General features: G+C 42.8%; 19 protein-coding genes. 12 read left to right on the top strand and 7 right to left on the bottom strand.

The genetic code is table 11. The features are described 5' to 3' along the window. The first annotated feature begins 14 nt into the window (after nucleotides 1–14). From porL to porN, 3 genes are read left to right on the top strand one after another with little or no spacing between them, the layout of a single operon-like run. The gene (porL, locus tag EMP01_RS03605; protein WP_129020112.1) at nucleotides 15–860 is read left to right on the top strand and encodes a type IX secretion system motor protein PorL/GldL; all 846 of its coding nucleotides are present in this window, start codon (nucleotides 15–17) and stop codon (nucleotides 858–860) included. 52 nt (nucleotides 861–912) lie between these two features. After that, on the top strand, nucleotides 913–2,490 hold the full coding sequence (gene porM / locus EMP01_RS03600; protein WP_129020111.1) for a type IX secretion system motor protein PorM/GldM: 1,578 nt from the start codon (nucleotides 913–915) through the stop codon (nucleotides 2,488–2,490). Between the two features lie 31 nt (nucleotides 2,491–2,521). Further along, on the top strand, nucleotides 2,522–3,424 hold the full coding sequence (porN, locus tag EMP01_RS03595) for a type IX secretion system ring subunit PorN/GldN (RefSeq protein WP_129020110.1): 903 nt from the start codon (nucleotides 2,522–2,524) through the stop codon (nucleotides 3,422–3,424). 139 nt (nucleotides 3,425–3,563) lie between these two features. Here the strand turns inward: porN and recA are convergent, their stop codons facing one another. The 3 genes from recA to mce form a co-directional block, all read right to left on the bottom strand. Further along, nucleotides 3,564–4,553 carry a recombinase RecA gene (recA, locus tag EMP01_RS03590; protein WP_129020109.1) on the bottom strand — a complete coding sequence of 330 codons (990 nt, stop codon included), beginning with the start codon at nucleotides 4,551–4,553 and terminating at the stop codon, nucleotides 3,564–3,566. Between the two features lie 160 nt (nucleotides 4,554–4,713). Continuing rightward, nucleotides 4,714–5,028, bottom strand: coding sequence for an HU family DNA-binding protein (locus EMP01_RS03585; protein WP_129020108.1), 315 nt, complete (start codon nucleotides 5,026–5,028; stop codon nucleotides 4,714–4,716). A gap of 179 nt (nucleotides 5,029–5,207) precedes the next feature. Next, complete coding sequence (mce, locus tag EMP01_RS03580) at nucleotides 5,208–5,612, bottom strand: methylmalonyl-CoA epimerase (protein WP_129020107.1); 405 nt, start codon at nucleotides 5,610–5,612, stop codon at nucleotides 5,208–5,210. A 116-nt stretch (nucleotides 5,613–5,728) separates the two neighbouring features. Here mce and EMP01_RS03575 point away from each other — a divergent pair, with 116 nt between their 5' ends. The 9 genes from EMP01_RS03575 to EMP01_RS03535 all read left to right on the top strand — a co-directional run bounded on the left by EMP01_RS03575 (nucleotide 5,729) and on the right by EMP01_RS03535 (nucleotide 11,887). Further along, nucleotides 5,729–6,868, top strand: a complete 1,140-nt coding sequence (locus tag EMP01_RS03575) for a cysteine desulfurase family protein (RefSeq protein ID WP_129020106.1) — start codon at nucleotides 5,729–5,731, stop codon at nucleotides 6,866–6,868. A 4-nt stretch (nucleotides 6,869–6,872) separates the two neighbouring features. Next, entirely contained in the window at nucleotides 6,873–7,199 is a 327-nt protein-coding gene (locus EMP01_RS03570; protein ID WP_129020105.1) for a HesB/IscA family protein, read from the top strand. 66 nt (nucleotides 7,200–7,265) lie between these two features. Next, entirely contained in the window at nucleotides 7,266–8,177 is a 912-nt protein-coding gene (gene cyoE, locus EMP01_RS03565; RefSeq protein ID WP_129020104.1) for a heme o synthase, read from the top strand. A gap of 24 nt (nucleotides 8,178–8,201) precedes the next feature. Next, the gene (locus tag EMP01_RS03560; protein WP_129020103.1) at nucleotides 8,202–8,789 is read left to right on the top strand and encodes a cytochrome c oxidase subunit 3; all 588 of its coding nucleotides are present in this window, start codon (nucleotides 8,202–8,204) and stop codon (nucleotides 8,787–8,789) included. Nucleotides 8,790–8,927: 138 nt separating this feature from the next. Further along, the gene (locus EMP01_RS03555) at nucleotides 8,928–9,686 is read left to right on the top strand and encodes a cytochrome c oxidase subunit 3 (protein WP_129020102.1); all 759 of its coding nucleotides are present in this window, start codon (nucleotides 8,928–8,930) and stop codon (nucleotides 9,684–9,686) included. A 56-nt stretch (nucleotides 9,687–9,742) separates the two neighbouring features. After that, nucleotides 9,743–10,192 carry a cytochrome C oxidase subunit IV family protein gene (locus tag EMP01_RS03550; protein ID WP_129020101.1) on the top strand — a complete coding sequence of 150 codons (450 nt, stop codon included), beginning with the start codon at nucleotides 9,743–9,745 and terminating at the stop codon, nucleotides 10,190–10,192. A gap of 66 nt (nucleotides 10,193–10,258) precedes the next feature. Then, on the top strand, nucleotides 10,259–10,909 hold the full coding sequence (locus EMP01_RS03545) for an SCO family protein (RefSeq protein ID WP_161971206.1): 651 nt from the start codon (nucleotides 10,259–10,261) through the stop codon (nucleotides 10,907–10,909). A gap of 4 nt (nucleotides 10,910–10,913) precedes the next feature. After that, entirely contained in the window at nucleotides 10,914–11,459 is a 546-nt protein-coding gene (locus EMP01_RS03540) for a DUF420 domain-containing protein (RefSeq protein ID WP_129020099.1), read from the top strand. Between the two features lie 86 nt (nucleotides 11,460–11,545). Then, nucleotides 11,546–11,887 (top strand): phosphomannose isomerase type II C-terminal cupin domain, encoded by a 342-nt coding sequence (locus EMP01_RS03535; RefSeq protein ID WP_129020098.1) that lies wholly within the window; start codon nucleotides 11,546–11,548, stop codon nucleotides 11,885–11,887. Between the two features lie 31 nt (nucleotides 11,888–11,918). Here EMP01_RS03535 and EMP01_RS03530 read toward each other — a convergent pair whose 3' ends face one another. The 4 genes from EMP01_RS03530 to EMP01_RS03515 all read right to left on the bottom strand — a co-directional run bounded on the left by EMP01_RS03530 (nucleotide 11,919) and on the right by EMP01_RS03515 (nucleotide 18,683). Further along, complete coding sequence (locus EMP01_RS03530) at nucleotides 11,919–12,704, bottom strand: glycosyltransferase family 2 protein (protein WP_129020097.1); 786 nt, start codon at nucleotides 12,702–12,704, stop codon at nucleotides 11,919–11,921. After that, the gene (locus EMP01_RS03525) at nucleotides 12,701–13,813 is read right to left on the bottom strand and encodes a glycosyltransferase (protein WP_237559459.1); all 1,113 of its coding nucleotides are present in this window, start codon (nucleotides 13,811–13,813) and stop codon (nucleotides 12,701–12,703) included. Before EMP01_RS03525 ends, EMP01_RS03530 begins: the two co-directional genes overlap by 4 nt. 86 nt (nucleotides 13,814–13,899) lie before the next feature. Continuing rightward, on the bottom strand, nucleotides 13,900–16,050 hold the full coding sequence (locus tag EMP01_RS03520) for a peptidylprolyl isomerase (RefSeq protein WP_129020096.1): 2,151 nt from the start codon (nucleotides 16,048–16,050) through the stop codon (nucleotides 13,900–13,902). A 116-nt stretch (nucleotides 16,051–16,166) separates the two neighbouring features. Then, nucleotides 16,167–18,683: a DUF5686 and carboxypeptidase regulatory-like domain-containing protein gene (locus EMP01_RS03515; RefSeq protein WP_129020095.1), complete on the bottom strand. Its 2,517-nt coding sequence runs from the start codon at nucleotides 18,681–18,683 to the stop codon at nucleotides 16,167–16,169. Between the last annotated feature and the right edge of the window lies 1 nt (nucleotide 18,684).

The raw sequence follows: 18,684 nt of genomic DNA, 5'->3' as shown, positions 1-18,684 counted from the left end.
AACAACTCAAAATAATGAATTCAATAGTCTTATTTTTTGAAACGAAGAAAGGTAAATATATCAAAAACCTGATCATTGGTGTGGGTGCGGCTGTAGTATTGGTGGGAGCCCTGTTTAAACTGGAGCACTTACCGGGAGCTGGTACCATGTTGACTATTGGTCTGTTAACTGAAGCGTTTCTATTCTTACTGTTAGGTATCTTACCTCCTCACAAAGATTACTACTGGGAGCGTTACTATCCTAACCTGGATGAAAACCCTGTAGTTGAAGGTTATAAAAAAGGTATTAAATTCGTTCCTCCTACACAACCATTAGGTGCTGGTAGCGGAAGCGGTGCAACAGGAGCTGGTGCAGCACTGGATAAAATGCTGGACGAAGCAGATCTGAAAGCAGATTACTTCAAGAGCCTGAAATCAAACTTTGACAAATTCGGTACTACCGTTAGTCAAATGAAAGATATCACTGATGTAACTGCAGCAACAGGCGAGTTCACTCAAAGTGCTCGTGAAGCGGCAACTTCATTAGGTCAGATGAAAGATACTTTCGCTGGAGCAGTAGGTACAATGCAGTCTTTCAACAATGCTGCAGAAGATACTCAGAAATTCCACTCACAAGTACAGACATTGTCTAAAAACTTAGGTTCCCTGAACCAGATTTACGAAGTAGAATTGCAAGATGCAAACAATCACCTGAAAGCAATGAACAAGTTCTACGGTACATTGGCAAGCGCTTCAGAAGCAATGTCTTCTACCGCTCAGGATGCCGAAGCAGTAAAAACACAAATTGCTTCCCTGAACAGAAACTTAACTTCATTGAACAACATTTACGGTAACATGTTATCTGCTATGCAGGGACGTTAATCCTGAGATTGTTTCAACTTCATTAATTCACTATATAACAAAAGTATAAAGGATGTCAATACCTAAGGAGCCCCGGCAGTTGATGATCAACCTTATGTATTTGGTGTTAACAGCGATGTTAGCTCTGAATATCACTAAGGAGGTGTTGGATGCATTTAGCACGATCAATACCAGTATCGAGACTTCGAATGAGGGTATAGCAGATAAGAATAAGAGAATGTACACTGCATTTGAGCATATTGCAGATAAGAGACCTGAGTTAAAACCTAAAGCAGACTCTTTGTATAAAATTGCAGAGTTGATCCGTACTGAAACACAGAGTATGGATGATAAACTTTCCAAATGGAAAGATCAGATTGTTACTACAGCAGGTGGCTGGGTTACGGAATCTGGTGTTAAGCGCATCAAATTCATGGATGATATTGATATCGCTACAAGAATGTTCGTAGAAGAGAAAAAAGGTGATGTGGTTAAAAAGCAACTGGAAGATTATATAAACTCTTTGGTTGCAAAAGTTCCACAGGATCAGCAAGCTGATCTACGAAAAAGTATACCTTTAAAAATCAATTCAATTGATAAAAGTGATCTGAACCCTGGTGGTGACTGGTCTTTTGGTACCTTCCATAACATTCCTGTTATTGCAGCAGTAACCCTGTTCTCTAAATGGCAGAGTGATGTGAAGAATTCAGAGAGCGTAATGATTGAGCATTTGATGGCTCAGGTAGGGGATGAAGTATTTGACTCTACTATTTATAAGATTGACGGTCTGATGGCGGTAGCTGTACCAAGTACAAACTACGCACTGGCAGGTGATGAAATTACTGCAAACATTGCATTAGCTTCTTACAGTAAGTCTGCTAATCCGGTTGTTACTTCTAACGTAGGTGGTGCAACGGTAAAAGACGGCGTTGGTGTGATCAAGTTCAAGGCAAATGGTACAGGTGTACAAACAGTACGTGGTACTATCTCTCTGACTGTAAAAGGTAAAACTGAAACACAACCTTGGTCATTCAACTATACCGTAGGTACTGCAGGTGCTTCTTTACAGTTAGATAAGATGAACGTGATGTATATCGGTCTGGATAACCCGGTTACCCTGTCTGCTTCTGGTTATAACATTGAAGATGTGTCATGGGATATGCCTGGTGCAACAATTACCAAAGTAGGCTCTGGCAAATTTACTGTAAAGGTGACAACTCCTAATAATAAAGGTGTAGATTATACTATATCTGCGCGTAATAAGTCGGGCCAGATTGTAAAAGTTGGTGGTGGTACAATGCGGATCAGAACGGTACCTAACCCTGTAATAAAATTTGCTGGCAAAACAGGTTCAATTACAATACCTGCTAATCAGGCGAAAGCACAGCTGGGTCTGGTTGCTGACTTAGAGAACTTTATTTATGATTATCGATTTACAGTATCCTCTTTCAGAATGGTGCGTATTGGTAAAGGTTCAGATGGTGAAGAGCAAGGAGTTGAAGTAGCTGGTCCTACATTTAATGCAGCTTCTAAAGCACTCATAAACAGCTCTAAGCCTGGTGACACTTGGTATTTTGAGAATATCAAAGTTGTTGGTCCTGGTGTACCGCCAAGAAGCGTTGATGGTGCAATTATTGTAAAGCTGAGATAATATTTATTAATATAATTAAGAAAATTTAGATATGAAAGCCCTTTTAAGATATTCATTAATCCTTGGTAACCTGGTTATGGTTGGCCCTGCTGTTATGGCTCAAGGATCCTTAAACGCTGACAGAGCGAACAGTGAAGCTCGTCCTAAGGAATATGTAACCCAAGAGTGGCAGCCTTCATTAGTTCCGGATGGAATGATTGATCGTGTAAATCACGACAACAAAGCTTTACAATGGCACAATATCCGTGAAATTGATGTAGCCTTCAAACGTCGTGTATGGAAGCGTATCGATGTAAAAGAAAAGCAGAATGTTTCATTCCTGTACGAGGGTGATGAATATACTGGTGGTGGAGCTTTCATCGAGATTTTAGTTGACGCAGCCCGTAAAGGTAAAATTAGAGCATTTGCTGATGATAAATTTACGAGAGTATTGTCGACTGAAGATTTAGATAAGAATATAATGGGTGAGTCTAGAACTACTACCGTTGTAGATCCTGTAACAGGAGAGGAAAAACAAGTAACCACCGATGGTAGCTTTGATCCTTCTAGTGTTGATAAATATGAAATTCAGGAAGATTGGATCTTCGACCGCAATGCAGGCCGTATGATCTCCCGTATCCGCGCAATTTCACCATTAATGATTACTTACACAGAGGACGGCGTACCTAGAGGGTTTAGAAGATTATTCACAGTTTACTATCCTGAAGCCAGAGATATACTGGCACAGTATGAAGTATATAATCCTGAAAATGATGTACGTCGTATGTCATGGACCGATTTCCTGGATCGTGGCTTCTTCTCTTCATATGTTATTAAAACTAGTCATAACAATCCTACCAATGAGAACTACAAAGGTGGATTTGATGGTCTGATTAAAGGACAAGATGAGATGAATGCAATCATCGAAAAAGAAATGGATATGTGGGAATTATAATCCTTCTATAGCATATTACAAAGAGCGCAACCAGATAATGATTGCGCTCTTTGTTTTTAAAGCTGTTTGAGTGCTGTATTTAAACAAAAAGGGTACGCCATTGTATATTGGCGTACCCTTTTTGTTTTATTGGTCAGAATTAAGCTGTTTTCAGCTGCTCTCTTATCTTTGCTTCAATCTCTGCGGCAAATTCAGGATTGTCCTGCAGGAAGTTTTTCACTGCATCACGACCCTGGCCTATTTTGTTATCGCCATAGCTGAACCATGAACCACTTTTGGTCAGGATAGCCAGTTCAACACCAAGATCAATCAGTTCTCCGATTTTGCTGATACCCTCACCATACATAATGTCGAATTCTGCTACGCGGAATGGAGGTGCAACTTTGTTTTTAACAACTTTAACCTTAGCACGGTTACCCAACACTACATCGCCATCTTTAATTGCAGTAGATCTGCGGATGTCAAGACGTACAGATGCGTAGAATTTAAGGGCATTACCACCGGTTGTAGTTTCGGGGTTACCGAACATTACACCGATTTTTTCACGCAACTGATTGATGAAAATACAGGTACAGTTAGTACGGGAAATAGCGGCAGTCAGCTTACGCATGGCCTGGCTCATCAGACGAGCCTGCAATCCCATTTTGCTTTCACCCATTTCGCCTTCCAGCTCACCTTTCGGTACCAGGGCTGCAACAGAGTCAATTACAACTACATCCAGTGCTCCGGATAAGATCAGGCGCTCTGCAATCTCCAGGGCCTGCTCACCATAGTCAGGTTGAGAAATCAGTAACTCATCCACATTCACGCCGAGTTTACGGGCGTAAGCAGCATCAAAAGCATGCTCTGCATCTATAATAGCGCAGATACCGCCTGCTTTCTGTGCTTCGGCAACAGTATGTATAGCTATGGTTGTTTTACCAGAAGATTCCGGTCCGTATATTTCTATAATTCTTCCTTTAGGCAGACCGCCTACTCCTAATGCAATATCCAGTCCGAGAGAACCCGTAGAAATAACTTCCATCTCTGACTGATTCTTCTCACCCAGCTTCATCACAGAACCCTTACCAAAGTCCTTATCAATCTTATCCAGCGTCATTTTGAGCGCTTTCAGTTTTTCCTCTGACATATTATTTATTTTTTAAAACAAAGATACATTTACATAAAAAAAATTCTATGAAAAGTTGTGCACAATTTCATATTTGCAAAAAACATAATGTCGCCCGTGTAACCAAGGCGACATTATGATTTATTTCAGTAAGACTCTTCTTGCTCTTTTTCTATAGGGTTTAATCGTCACTTCCGTCATCGGAAGTGGTTGATTTGCCATAATCCTTGATGGATTGTGCAAATTCCTTAGCAGGTTTGAATGCCGGAATGAGGTGCTCCGGAATCTCAACTGCTACGTTTTTCTTAATGTTGCGGCCGATTTTTGCCGCTCTTTTTTTGACGATAAAACTCCCGAATCCTCTTATAAACACTGCTTCGCCGTCGGTAAGAGAGTTCTTAACTTCTTTGAAAAATGTTTCTAAGGTTACGAGTACGTCAACTTTCGGAATGCCAGTTTTGTCAGCAATCCTTGCTACCATGTCTGCTTTTCTCATAGGTCAGTAGTACAATTGTTAAAGAGATGAAAAATGACGTTACACATAATACTTATACGCCCACTACTGTACGAATAGTGGTATACGCCAACAAAATTACTGAAATATATGTATAGCTATGTCTTACGCGATTGTTAATGAGAAAAGGTGATATGTGTATTTATTTGTAGAATAGATTGTTATCTAATTTCTTGACATAATTCGATCAGTACACTATTTGTACTTTTTGGGTGTAAAAAGCATACTAGCTTGTTATCTGCGCCTTTTTTAGGTTGTTCATTGAGTAAAACAAAGCCTGATTCTTTCAATCTGGCCATCTCACTTTCGATGTTTTCAACCTCGAAAGCAATGTGGTGAATACCTTCCCCTTTCTTCTCAATATACTTCGCAATGGTGCCATCCGGGCTGGATGAGGCAACCAGCTCAATTTTAGTTTCACCGGTCTGGAAAAAAGCGGTACTTACGTTTTCACTTTCAACAGCTTCTGTCTTATAACTTTTGTCATTCAGTAACTGCTCGAAGAGGGAAATGGAGGCATTCAGGTCTTTGACAGCGATGCCGATATGTTCTACATTTTTAAACATAAAATAAAATTATAAATATTGCAAATCAAGGAATCAAAAATGATGATATACTTGAGGCTACAAAACTAAGTTAAAGCCCGTACTTTTGTATTTAATTTTCTCAACCCTGATCGGCTTTGGTATATCTCGATTATAACGCAACAACTCCCTGTTCGGAAGAAGTGGTGCAGGCGATGCTGCCTTATTTCTCAGAAAAATTTGGGAATGCAGCAAGCAGGACGCATGCTAAAGGCTGGCAGGCTGATGAAGCGGTTGAGATAGCAAAGAGGCAGGTGGCGGAATTAATACATGCAGAAGACCAATCTATTGTATTTACTTCCGGAGCAACAGAAAGCTGTAACCTGGCTCTGAAGGGCGTATTTGAGGTGATGAAAGGATTTGGTAATCACATCATCACCTGCAGTACAGAGCATAAGGCAGTATTAGATACCTGCGCACACCTGGAAAGCCAGGGAGCAAGGATTACATATCTTAATCCGGACGAAGCCGGAAGAATAAGCCTGGAGGAACTTACAGCGGCTATTACTCCGGACACGATCCTGATTGCCCTGATGTATGCCAATAATGAAACCGGCGTTATACATCCGGTAAAAGAGATTGGTGCCATTGCGAAAGCACACAAAGTGTTCTTTTTCTGTGATGCTACACAGGCTGTGGGAAAGGTACCCGTTAATGTGCAGGACGATGGTATAGATCTTTTAGCGCTAAGCGCGCATAAATTTTATGGTCCTAAAGGAGTGGGTATCCTGTACACCCGGCGCAGATCACCAAGGGTCCAGCTGGTTGCACAGATCGATGGAGGAGGGCACCAGAACGGAATGCGCAGCGGCACTTTAAACGTGCCGGCTATTGTGGGCCTGGGAAAGGCTGCAGAGCAGTGCCGTCTGCATATGGAAGAGTGGATGAGTGCAGTACATGCGCTTAGAAATGAAGCTGAGGAGGCGTTGCTGGAAATTGAAGGGGCCGTGTTGAACGGAGACCCGGTGCAGCGATTGCCGAATGTGCTGAATATTGCATTTGAAGGGATAAAAGCAGAGCGGCTGGTGAGCAAGTTAAACAATGACATTGCCTTTTCAGTAGGGTCGGCCTGTACCTCGGCACAACAAAAGGCTTCTCATGTGCTTACAGCGATGAACCTGCCTCAAACGGTGATAGAGGGTTCAGTACGCCTGAGCTTTGGAAGATATAATACTGTGGAAGAAGTCCGCTTCGCAGTAGAGAAAATTAAAGCGGCAGTAAATGAACTGAAAAAATAATAACATGATATATATTTCTGATAAAGCCGTTGCACGTGTATTACAGATTCAACAGGATGAAAGCCTGGGTGAGAATTTTTTTGTGCGCGTTAGTGTTGTAGGTGGTGGCTGTTCGGGCCTTTCTTATAAGCTGGATTTTGATAATCAATCACAATCCGGAGATCAGGTATTTGTAGATAAAGGCATTACCCTGGTAACAGATATCAAGAGTTTCCTGTATTTATGCGATACCACCCTGGATTATTCCGACGGGTTAGATGGTAAAGGATTCCACTTTATCAACCCTAATGCCAGCCGTACCTGTGCCTGTGGCGACAGTTTTTCTGTCTAAAAAATTAAATTTTTATCCACCCGAAAGCCTTAATTTTGCAAGCTGATCATATAACACTTCTAGAAATTGAGTACCACGGTGGCAATTACTGATGACAAAAATAAGACGCAACCCTCTAAACTGAAGGATTATATACAACTGACCAAAGCTAATCTGAGCTTTATGGTTGTATATTCCAGTTTAATCGGTTATTTATTGGCACCTCATGGCAACTTTACCTGGGTAACAGCTTTATTGCTCGCCATAGGAGGTAGCCTGATTACGATCAGTGCCAATATCGTAAACCAGATCCTGGAGCGGGAGAGCGACAAGCACATGCGTCGTACGCAGAACAGACCTTTGCCGGACGGACGCATGAAGACCTCTGAGGCATGGGTACTGGTGTTTATCTTTGGCGTAATTGGTGTGGGCACCATTTGCTATTTCTTCAATGTTTTCGCAGGCATGCTTGGCCTGTTATCCCTATTACTTTACGGGTTTGCCTATACCCCGATGAAAAAGATCCACCCGATCGCAACGTTCATCGGAGCTATACCGGGCGCATTACCGCCGATCATCGGCTGGGTTGCGGCCAGCAACTCGCTCAGTGGCCTGGAAAATGTAGGCGGCTGGGCACTCTTCCTGATACAATTCTTCTGGCAGTTTCCTCACTTCTGGGCTATCGCCTGGGTGGGGTATGATGACTACCTGCGCGCAGGCATTCGTATGCTGCCGAGCCATGCCGGAAAGACCCGCTATACCGGTCTGCAGTGTATGTACTATAGCCTTACCCTGATTCCGATCAGCATGATCCCTTATGCTATAAAGCTTACCGGAACGTTCTCTATGTATGTTGCCGTAACCCTGGGGCTGGCTTATTTTGTAGCTTCTTTCATGTTCTACCGCAGAAGTGATAATTCCAGCGCTAAAGGATTGATGTATACTTCATTCTTTTACCTCCCGATAGTGTTGCTGGCATTTTTATATGACAAACTCTAATTAAATCAATATATTTAAATAATAATGGAAACAGTAAAGGACCCGATGATGACTGAACAATTACCAGCGCCTACCCGGAAAGTGCATCCGCAGAAGTTTGCAATGTGGTTTGCCTTAGGGAGTATCATGCTGATGTTTGCCGGCTTTACCAGCGGTTACCTGGTACGCCGTGGTCAAGGTATGTGGGAGCAATTTGAAATGCCGCAGATATTTACCGTTTCAACCGGTGTAATCCTGGTGAGCAGCCTTACCTACTTCCTGGGCCTGAAATCATTTAAAAAGAAAAACTGGGGTGCCTATAACGGACTGATGCTGCTGACACTGGCTCTGGGTATCACCTTCATGGTATTACAATACCTTGGATTTAAAGATATGTATGCGCATAATATCCGCATCAACGGTAATGTGAGCAACTCATTCTTCTATGTTATTGCCGGAGCGCACCTTGCGCACATCCTGGGTGGCGTAGTAGCCCTGATTGTTGTACTGATCAAGAATCGTTTCTTTAATCCTCAGAAAAATGCGGTGGGACTGGAAATTTTCGGTGCATACTGGCACTTTATCGATATTCTGTGGTTATACTTATATGTATTCCTGCTGATGTATCGCTAGAAAGCAGTAGGAGACTAATTATAATAAAAAATATTTTAACAAAAATACAGCAAAAGTGAATTTCTATTACTAAATTGCACCCAATTTAAAAAGTAATTTGGCATAGAAGTATACCAATAAAATTGTTTTTACAAAATTATGACACACGCAACAACAAATGCTAAATCCCCTTCTATCTGGGGCGGAGGGCAGTCGCCGTTTAAGTTGAGCTACGGTAAAGTAATGATGTGGTTTTTCCTGTTATCAGATGCTTTAACCTTCAGCGGTTTGTTAGCCTCAATGGGCTCTAACAGATTTATGCACAAAGTATGGCCTGATCCAAACCATGTATTCCATTCTGTACCATTTTTCGAAGGTTGGAATGCTCCACTGGTATTTGTAAGTTTTATGACTTTCGTGCTGATCGTATCTTCTGTAACCATGGTACTTGCTGTACATGCCGGTCACTGTAATGATAAAGCCGGCGTAATCAAATGGATGCTCTGGACCATTATCGGTGGTGTGATCTTCTTATCTTGTCAGGCTTGGGAGTGGACCCACTTATACCACAGCGGTGCATGGTGGGATTCTTACAATGATCTGTCTAAAACACCTGTTAGCTCTTTTGAACACCTCTTTAATACCCATAAACCTTATGTAACGGATGTGTTGCAGAAGACACCAGAGGTAGCCCTGAGCGCAACACATGAGTTCTATAACTACTTCTTTACCATTACCGGTTTCCACGGTATGCACGTAACATCAGGTGTAATCATCAACATCATTATCTTATTGAATGTTGTAAATAACACTTACGAGCTGAGGGGTCACTATGAAATGGTTGAAAAAGTAGGTCTTTACTGGCACTTTGTAGATCTGGTTTGGGTATTCGTATTCACCTTCTTCTACCTGTTGTAACCGATACCTTGCGAGGAAAAAATATTATTATTCAGATTATCAATATCAAATAAATTATGTCTCACCATCACGATACTCACGATCTGACTCACTTATATGAAGGAGATCAGTCTAAATTATATTCCGGTGTTCTGGCTCATCATGAAGATATCAACTCTGATGAAAGCCGTGCTAAGGTTAAGAGAATCTGGAAAGTTACCGGTATCCTTACCCTGATCACTATTATCGAGGTATTTGCAGGTCTGATGTTATATACATCTAATGCTAATGTACCGCATATCCTGATCATTACTTTCTTCGTAGCTTTTACTCTGTTAAAAGCATACTACATTGTTAAAGTGTTCATGCACTTAGGTGATGAAACCAAAGTATTTGCTAAATTCGTGCTCTTCCCGATGCTTTTAGTAGTGTGGCTGGCAGTAGTGTTATTAGTAGATTCTACTTATCACTTAGGTATTGGTGAAACTTTCGGCCATACGGTTAAAGCTATTGTAGGAGGCCATTAATATTTTAAAACATATTTATCCATAATGTCTTCAAAAAAGTCAAAAGGATTTTTAATAGGAATAGCGGTGGCAGTTTTGCTCCCGCTTTCTTTTTTCCTATACTATAACAAATCCGTAAGCAGCGCACTTAATATCCCGAAATTCTATCGTCCGGAAAAGGTAGATAGTCAACTGGTAGATGGTAAAATGAAGTATGATACTGTATTTCATACCCTGAAAGATATACAGCTGACCAATCAGTTAGGCCAGCAGGTAAGCCTTAATAAAGATCTGAGGGGAAAGATACTGGTGATCAATTTCTTTTTCTCCAAATGCCCGACTGTATGTCCCGCAATGACACACAATATCCAGGGAGTGGTAAAAGCATTTGATAAGAAAAGCCGTGACCTGGTTCAGTTCATCAGCATCTCTGTAGATCCTAATGATAGTGTGCCTGCGTTGAGAGCCTATGCCAATCGATTTACAACGCAGCATGACCGCTGGTGGTTCCTGACCGGCAATCAGCAGGAAATATTTGACTATGCCAAAAATGAGCTGGGATTGAAGCTGGATGCGGAAACTCCGGATGAGTTCATCCACTCTCAGCAGGTAGTGCTGGTCGATACCTTCCGTAATATACGCGGTTACTATGATGGATTGGATGGCCACGCCCTGACCAAGGTTGCAGATGGTGTCATCTTACTGGATCTCGAAAAACGTAAAAATCATAATAAATAGTTCTATGCAAGCCATTATTAATAAGAATGACCGCCGGGCTCGTTTCTGGATTATCCTGGTCTCTGTGATCATTTTTGCAGCAGTTGTTTTACTCGACAGTAAAGTGCTGAAAATTCCATACCCGTTTAGCTTTGATGTGCACCAGTTTGCCCTGGCTAATGCAATCATCAACTCGCTGGTTTCTCTGTGCCTGATCATCGCCCTGGTTGCGATTAAACAAAAGAATATTAACCTGCATAAAAATGTAGTGTTACTGGCCATTATTCTTTCGGTACTATTCCTGGTATCTTATATCTGTCACCATTTATGGGCTGGAGATACTAAATATGGCGGTGCCGGAGTCATCAAACTGGTATATTATTTCATCCTGATTACACACATTATTCTTGCTGCAGTGATCCTGCCGTTCATCCTGTTCACAGCATACAGGGGCTTGACCGGAGAGTCTGACCGTCATCGCAAGATAGCAAAGTATACCTGGCCTTTATGGTTCTATGTATCGGTAACCGGTGTGGTGGTTTACCTCATGATTTCGCCTTATTATTCATAATTTACTTTTTTGTTATAATATTTTTCCCGAATTTTCAGTTCTATAATTCGAGATCGTATTTTTTAAAAGTTTTGACGCAATAAAAGATGGAGACAGATATCAGACCATGGGGGCAATATTGGGTATTGGAAGATGCACCGACACATAAAGTAAAGCGTATCGTAGTGAAGCCAAAAGGGCGGTTAAGCTATCAGTATCATCATCATCGTTCTGAAATATGGACTATTATTGAAGGTGAGGCAACCATAACCCTTGATGGTGAAGTGTATACTTTAGGTCCCAGTGAAGTATTCAGAGTACCGCAAGGTGCCAAGCACAGATTGGAAAACAAACAAGAAACTCCGCTGACCATAATAGAGATCCAATATGGTACCTATTTTGGTGAGGATGACATCATTCGTTTGGATGATGACTATCAAAGAGTATAAAATATTCAGTGTAAACAAAAAGCCGCAGAAATTATTCTGCGGCTTTTTTTATTTTCCTGGAAGGCCAAAGGGCACCCAGCAGGTGCTTGACCCCACTCCAGATATATAAAATTGGTATCAGCAAGGTAAAGGCGGGGTGTAACCTGGCCAGATGACTATAGGCCTGCATTTCACCCATACGCATGCGCTTCCGGTTGGCACTCAGTCCGCCTTCACTCAGCACCGGTCTGTCGAGCTGAGTTAGGAATAAGGGCAGCAACCAGGTCTGGTGACTATAGGTAAATCTCAGTGCAAGATCATAATCTTCACAATACCGCATCCTGCTATCGAATCTCAGGCTCGTATTTCGCCTGAATAATACGCAGCTGGTAGATATGGGGTTTTGGCGCAAAAGGCTCAAAAATGAGGTCCTAACGGGTGTTGTTGCGCTATTGAATGTTTGGGGCAGATCAGCAGTCTGGTAATAATGCCAGAGCAGGTCGATCTGAGGTTGTGCCAGCAGTACCTGATGGCATAAACGCAATTTTTCCCGGTGCCATTGATCATCGCTGTCGAGGAAGGCTATAAAATCGCCGGAGGCATGGTCCCAGCCGCTGTTACGGGCCGCAGCAGGGCCAGCATTGGCGGCCTGTTGCAATACCCTTACTTTATCTCCGAATGTTTGTTGTACCAGTGCTACGCCATTGTCCGTACTGCAATCATCAACAACAATTATCTCATGCGGCAAGTACTCCTGTTCGAGACAGGAGGTAATTGTTGCGAGTATCGTCCGGCTCGCATTATACATCGGTATGACTACAGAGAAACGTAAACTCATGAGCCGGCTAATAATTTTTTATAAATATCCAGCAGGACTTTTTCATTTTCCTGCCAGTTATACACCTTACGGGCTTCGAGACTGTTTGCAACCAGTTTATTGTAATAATCCTTTTCGTGCAGCAGGTAATTGATTTTTGCTGCAATCAGTTCCGGACTCGGATCTGCGGGTAGCAAAAGTGCAATTTCATATTGTTCATTTACCGCACGGTACTCCGGGTAATCCATCGATAACTGAGGTACGGCATTATGCATATAATCAAACAGGCGATTGGCCAAAGAATACACATTATTCTGTGACACGCTATCCAGTAAGATAAGGCCTATCTTAGCCTCACGGGTAATATGGTACAGATCGTCCGGTGGTACAAACCCTTTAAAAGTGATCTTATCACTCACATTATATTCCTTTGCAAGCTGCTGTGCCTCTTCAAAAAAGTTTCCTCTGCCGCAGATGAGCAATGGTGTATCTACCCACTGCATGGCGGGTATTAATTGTTCGAAACAGCGCCCTTTATTCACCGCACCCTGATATAGTATAAACGGTTTACTATCCCGGTCCGGTATGGTTTCCAGCGGACGTAAAACCGTTGCATTCGTAATAGTAGGGTAGTGTACTCCATGTCTTTTCAGCAGGTACTGGCCACAGTAATTACCTACAGTGTAGCCAACCGGAAATTGCGGTACCGCATAATCTGCAATCCAGTTCCAGATCTTTGCTTCACGTGGTTTAGTAACCACCTCTTTCATTTCGGTAAATAGCTCATGCGCATCATATACACGCTTGCAGCCCTTGATCTTCGAAGCCCAGAGTACGGACATGATAGTATCCAGGTCTATGGCACAGATCACATCTGCTCTTTTGAACAGCAGGTAAAAGAACAGTACAATCCAGTAGCTGCCGTAGAATAATTTGCCGGCTGGTGCCAGTACCCGTAACTGTGTCTGGCGGAATGGCCGTTTGATCAAAGGCTGCCCTCTTTTGCGCCAGGGACCTACCAGCGTAACATCATACCCTGCCTCGGCGAGGGTAGTGCAGATGCGAATCATGCGCTGGTCATAATTCAGGTCATTGGTTACAGTAAATACGAGACGTTTGGGTGCCGGCATTGCTCAGAACATTTTGGGTATGCAATATTACAGAAAAAGGGTTATGTAGTGATACATAACCCTTTTTATATACGAAAAGTAGTAGTCTAGTTATACAGGCTGCTTCTCATGTCTTTTACATCAGCAGACTCACGGATTGATTGCATAATCATTTGCGTTGCATTTGATTTCATCATCATATCGTTCATCATACGCTCTGTTTTCAGATCACGGCCCATTGCAGCATTTACAAAACGTTTGTTTACCAGAACGAAGTATACGCCATTCAGACCACCGATACCAGGAGAAACAGTGTTTTCTTTGAAGTTTTTATTGAAGATATAACCCTGTACTTTAGGTTCGTTACCGATACCCTGGATAGAGTTAGCAACGAATGTTACTGAATCTGCAGTAGCAACCTGTAATTGATTGTTTTGTGCAATTACATCCAGTCCTTTGCCTTTGTTGGCATCGATCAGTAACTGAGCTTTCTTCTGTTGTTTCAGGTAGCTTTCCAGGGCTGTTTTAGTAGCACCGGTAGGCTTAATGATACCTTTAGGATTGATCTCCGTAAGTTTAGCTACCACCAGGCGGTTGCCGCTTAATGGGAAGATCTGAGAAGCATCACCAACCTTAGCATTATATACCCATCTTACCATATCATTAGATGCACCTACACCAGGAATGATAAAGCTGTTTTGATTGATACCAGCAGCATTTTGTTTGTTCAGCCCATTAGCCAATGCTTCTTTATCGAAAGCTTTAGGATCAGTAGTGATCTTCTGAGCAAACTGAGATGCTTTTGCGTAAATCGCATTATAAGTATTGTTATCCGCGCTTAATTGCTTACCAACAAACGCAATTTTGCTGCTGGAGATTTCTTTACCTTTTTTCAGGATCTGGATATAGTGGAAACCGGCATAACCCTGGTTGTCAACTTTTACCACTTTAGTAGCGCCTACAGCAGCACTGCTGAATGCGAAGTCACCAAATTCTTTGCTGATACCTGATTTCTGAGACAGCGGGAATTCATATTCACCTTTCTGTGCATCAGGCCTCTGAGGATTATAGTCATCGGAGAAGCGTACAACCAGTGAATCGAAAGGTACACCAGCTTTTTCCATAGCCAGTACACTGTCAATACGAGCCTGAGCCTGAGCATCAGTACGCATTGCATTAGGACCTTGTTTCGTCATCACCAGGATGTGGCGCACTTTTACAGAATCAGGGAAGCTACCACGATCAACCACTTTAGCCAATGTAACATTTTCACCCACAAAGAACGGGCCTACAACGCTACCCGGAGCAGCTGAAGTAATTTCTGCAGCATTAGGTAAAGTTTGTAACGCTTCGTTAGTCTGGTACGCTACCGGAACCGGGTTGTCAGAATTTCTTTTTACAAATGCCTCATCATCTGTAGCTGCAGCAAAGTCTGCACGCAGTGCATTGATCGAAGTCATTACACGTGCAGTATCATCTTTAGAAGGCAGGATGTTGAAGCTTACATATTCCACAGCACGAGTCTCTTCTTTAGATTCGAATTGTTTTTTATGAGCCTGAATGTATTTGTTAATATCATCATCAGTAACCTTTACTTTATCATCACTGATCAGTGTGAATGGCAGGTTTACATAGCTGATGGTCGCGTTGTTGGCTCTGCCTTCGTGCTGGTCATCCAGTACGAATTTTGGAGTATACACGCTACCGGCTACCATAGCAGAAAATTTATTCTGGATTTTAGCCTCTCTCAATTGTGCTTTGAACTGCTCCCATTGTGCTTTTTGCTTAGGATCTTTAGTGCGCTCCAGTTGCATTACCTGAGCAGCCACCTGTGCAGGATCTACCTGCTGGCCACCAGTCAGTGCCTGCATTACCATAGGGTCCAGGTTATTGCCGGAGAACATTTCTTTCATCTCTGATTCTGTAACCGTCAGGCCCAGTTTATCATTGATGTCAGCCATCAGCTTTTCCAGTACCATTTGGTTGAACACCTGGTCTCTCGCCTGTGCACGGGTATTTTCGTCAGTCGGTTGTCCCTGTTGTTTCAGCTGATCTTCATATGCCGTAATACGGGATTCATATTCTTTAAAATCGATTTTGCTGCCGTTTACATTCGCTATTTTGGTAGATTTCCCAAATAACCCTCCGCCGCGACCGCCACTGGTAGCATCCATAAGAACAAAGCCTACTAAGGCCACAACGATGACCCCACCTGCTATTTTAGCGTATTTGTCACGGATGTTTTGAATTATTGCCATTTTCCTACTTTATGTTTTTAATAAAATGAAAGTGCGCAAATCTAATAAAAATTAATATCATTTCAAAAATGTGCGCAATAGTGATTACAAAGGGGTAATATACAGCTTTTCCCAGATTATTTCAAGGTTGAGAAAATTCCGCTTAACCCGAGGCGTAAACCATAATTCGGCCGTGCCTTACCCTGCTCGTATCCGGCAACCAGGTCGACCCTCAGCACTTTCATAAATTTGAAGCCTATATTTTCCAGTCCGACAGAATATTCGCCGTAGTACTGGTTCTGGTTAATGTACATAAGATTACCGGCAGCAACCAAATGCCAGTTCAGGCGTTTAAACAGGGGCACTTTGTTCGTAAGCCAGCCGTTGAAATGCCATTCTGCATGCATTTCAGTATACAGAGAGGGAATGCTGCTGAAGCGGTAATAAGGGGCCAGCTGGAAGCTATTCAGGTATTGACCTGACAGGATAGTCTGGTTGCCCATAATATGATACATATCCGGGTTGCCTACATAGCGCTTGTTCAGAAAGCCCCCTGCCAGTACATTGTAGCGGATATTTCCCAGTAACTTCATAGAGAATTCATCTTTTACCGAAACCGTCCAGCGGTCAAAATCGCTGCGGCTGCCCATAATACCTGCTATACCTTTACTATAGGATAAGCCGAACAGTGGAGCATTGCCTTTTACAGCTGCTTTTTGTTGGGGGTATTGTATATATTTCCAGCCTGGCTGATAGTTCAGGCTGATGGTTGCGATGGCCGCTTTATGCGCCTCAAATGCGGGCAATTCGGGTGGATTGTTAGGCGTAAATTCGCCTCTTCTTTTTTGATAGAAAGTATAATCCGTATGGTTCTCCATCGGGCTTCTGTCCTCGTAACGCAGATCTGCCGATAAGGATAATCCGTTGCCCCAACGGTTTTCAAAGTTAAGTCTGCCGATGCTTGCCTGGTACAGTTTCATATAATTTGCCCCGTAAAAAAGGCTTACAGAAGTATTCCATGGTGCACTGATCGGGTTGTCCGGGTTAATCTGGAATACATAACGGCCGCCACTGAGCTGTACTTTCCAGCCCTTATCTGTTCGGGTAGTATCCTCATGCGCATATTGTGCGGTGTACATATACTGGTATTGCTGATTGGCCCAGCCATAACGATTGTTGGCGATGAGTTTTACCATATCTCCTTTGTGCGGATTGTATTGCCAGTAAGGCTCCAGTCCGGTGTATAAACCCTCAACGGTATTATATCCTACTTGATTGAGCAGCCCGCTTAATCCGAATTCATGATGGCCTTTGCGGATATACGCACCGGTGGTCAAGAAGGAAATGAAGTCCAGCCGGCGGGAACTCGGAGGGCCGAGCGAGTCCCGCATTTTCTGCATTATCTGTGCCGCACTGTCTTTTTTATGATAGTTGGTCTGCTCTTCCGTACTAAGGCTTATGGGCCTTTGCTGCTCCCAATAGCTACTGTCTCTTGATAAAGATTCAGGATCGTAGGTGCTGATTATTTTGCTGCTGAATAATTTTTCATTCACCGGTTTATTGATCACCATATTGCCGTAATTGGTCACAAAATCACCGGAGAATTTAAAGCCCAGGAGAGACATATGCGGGTACATAATCTGCTGCTGTATCACCCATAATTTACTGTCTTCCGTTTTGCGGTATTGCTGCTCAAACACAAGCGTGTCCAGCATCTCCATCTGGGCCCGCTTGTCCAGCGATAGCTGCACCTGCTGGAAAACCCAGTCGCCCTCTACCACATAAACCGTACCCCGGAACAGAGGTTCATACTCCCTTTTTGGTATAACCGCAATTTTATGAATCATCAGGCCATTGTCCATATAGGATTGCAGCAGCCGGAAGCGGTAATAGAAAAATGCATTGTTATGTGCCGGAGAGATGAAGCCACGGCTGCCGATGCCGGAGAGCAGGCTTACATTATTTTCATAAATATTTACAATAGCCGGCATTTGCGCAAATCCCAGTCCCTTGGGATCTCCGCTGGTCTTTATCGCTTTTACCTCATTGTAGGTGCTTTTTGGGGCCTTATAGGTATAATGCGTCATTTGCTCCAACAGGTATAAGATACCCCTGTTGTTACTGTCCAGCATCAGGTCCTTTTGCATGTCAGCCGCATCCTTCTCTTCTATCTTTACTCCGAAAAAAGATTTAGGTATATCCCGCATCAGGAGTTTACCTTTAAGGTACACATCTGCCTCCAGTGTTTTAATCGCCTTACTGTGCTTCGATTTTTGTGCAATAACCTGGCGCATGATGGCATATGCAGGATCTTCCGCATTAGCTTTTACCGTAACCTCTGTCAGTTCTTTCGACTCTTCTTCCAGGACGATGTCCAGCGTTTCAGTACTATTGCTTACCATAAGGGTTTTATAGGCCGGCTTATAACCGATCATGCGTACAACCAGTGTGGCTTTGCCTTCGGGCAGCTGCAGCACATAGTAACCATCTTCATTGGCGGCAGTGCCATTACTCGTTCCGCTGACCTGCAGGGTGGCAAATGGAATAGCCTCGCCTTTAGGGTCTGTGATTTTTCCTTTAAGTGTGACTGCCCATATTACCTGGCAGCAGAGTAAGCTGCAGCAAAGCAGTAACAGTGTTTTACATTTCATCATG

It is taken from the genome of Edaphocola flava, from assembly GCF_004118155.1.
GTDB lineage: Bacteria > Bacteroidota > Bacteroidia > Chitinophagales > Chitinophagaceae > Edaphocola > Edaphocola flava.
This window is presented reverse-complemented; position numbering and strand designations above follow the sequence as displayed.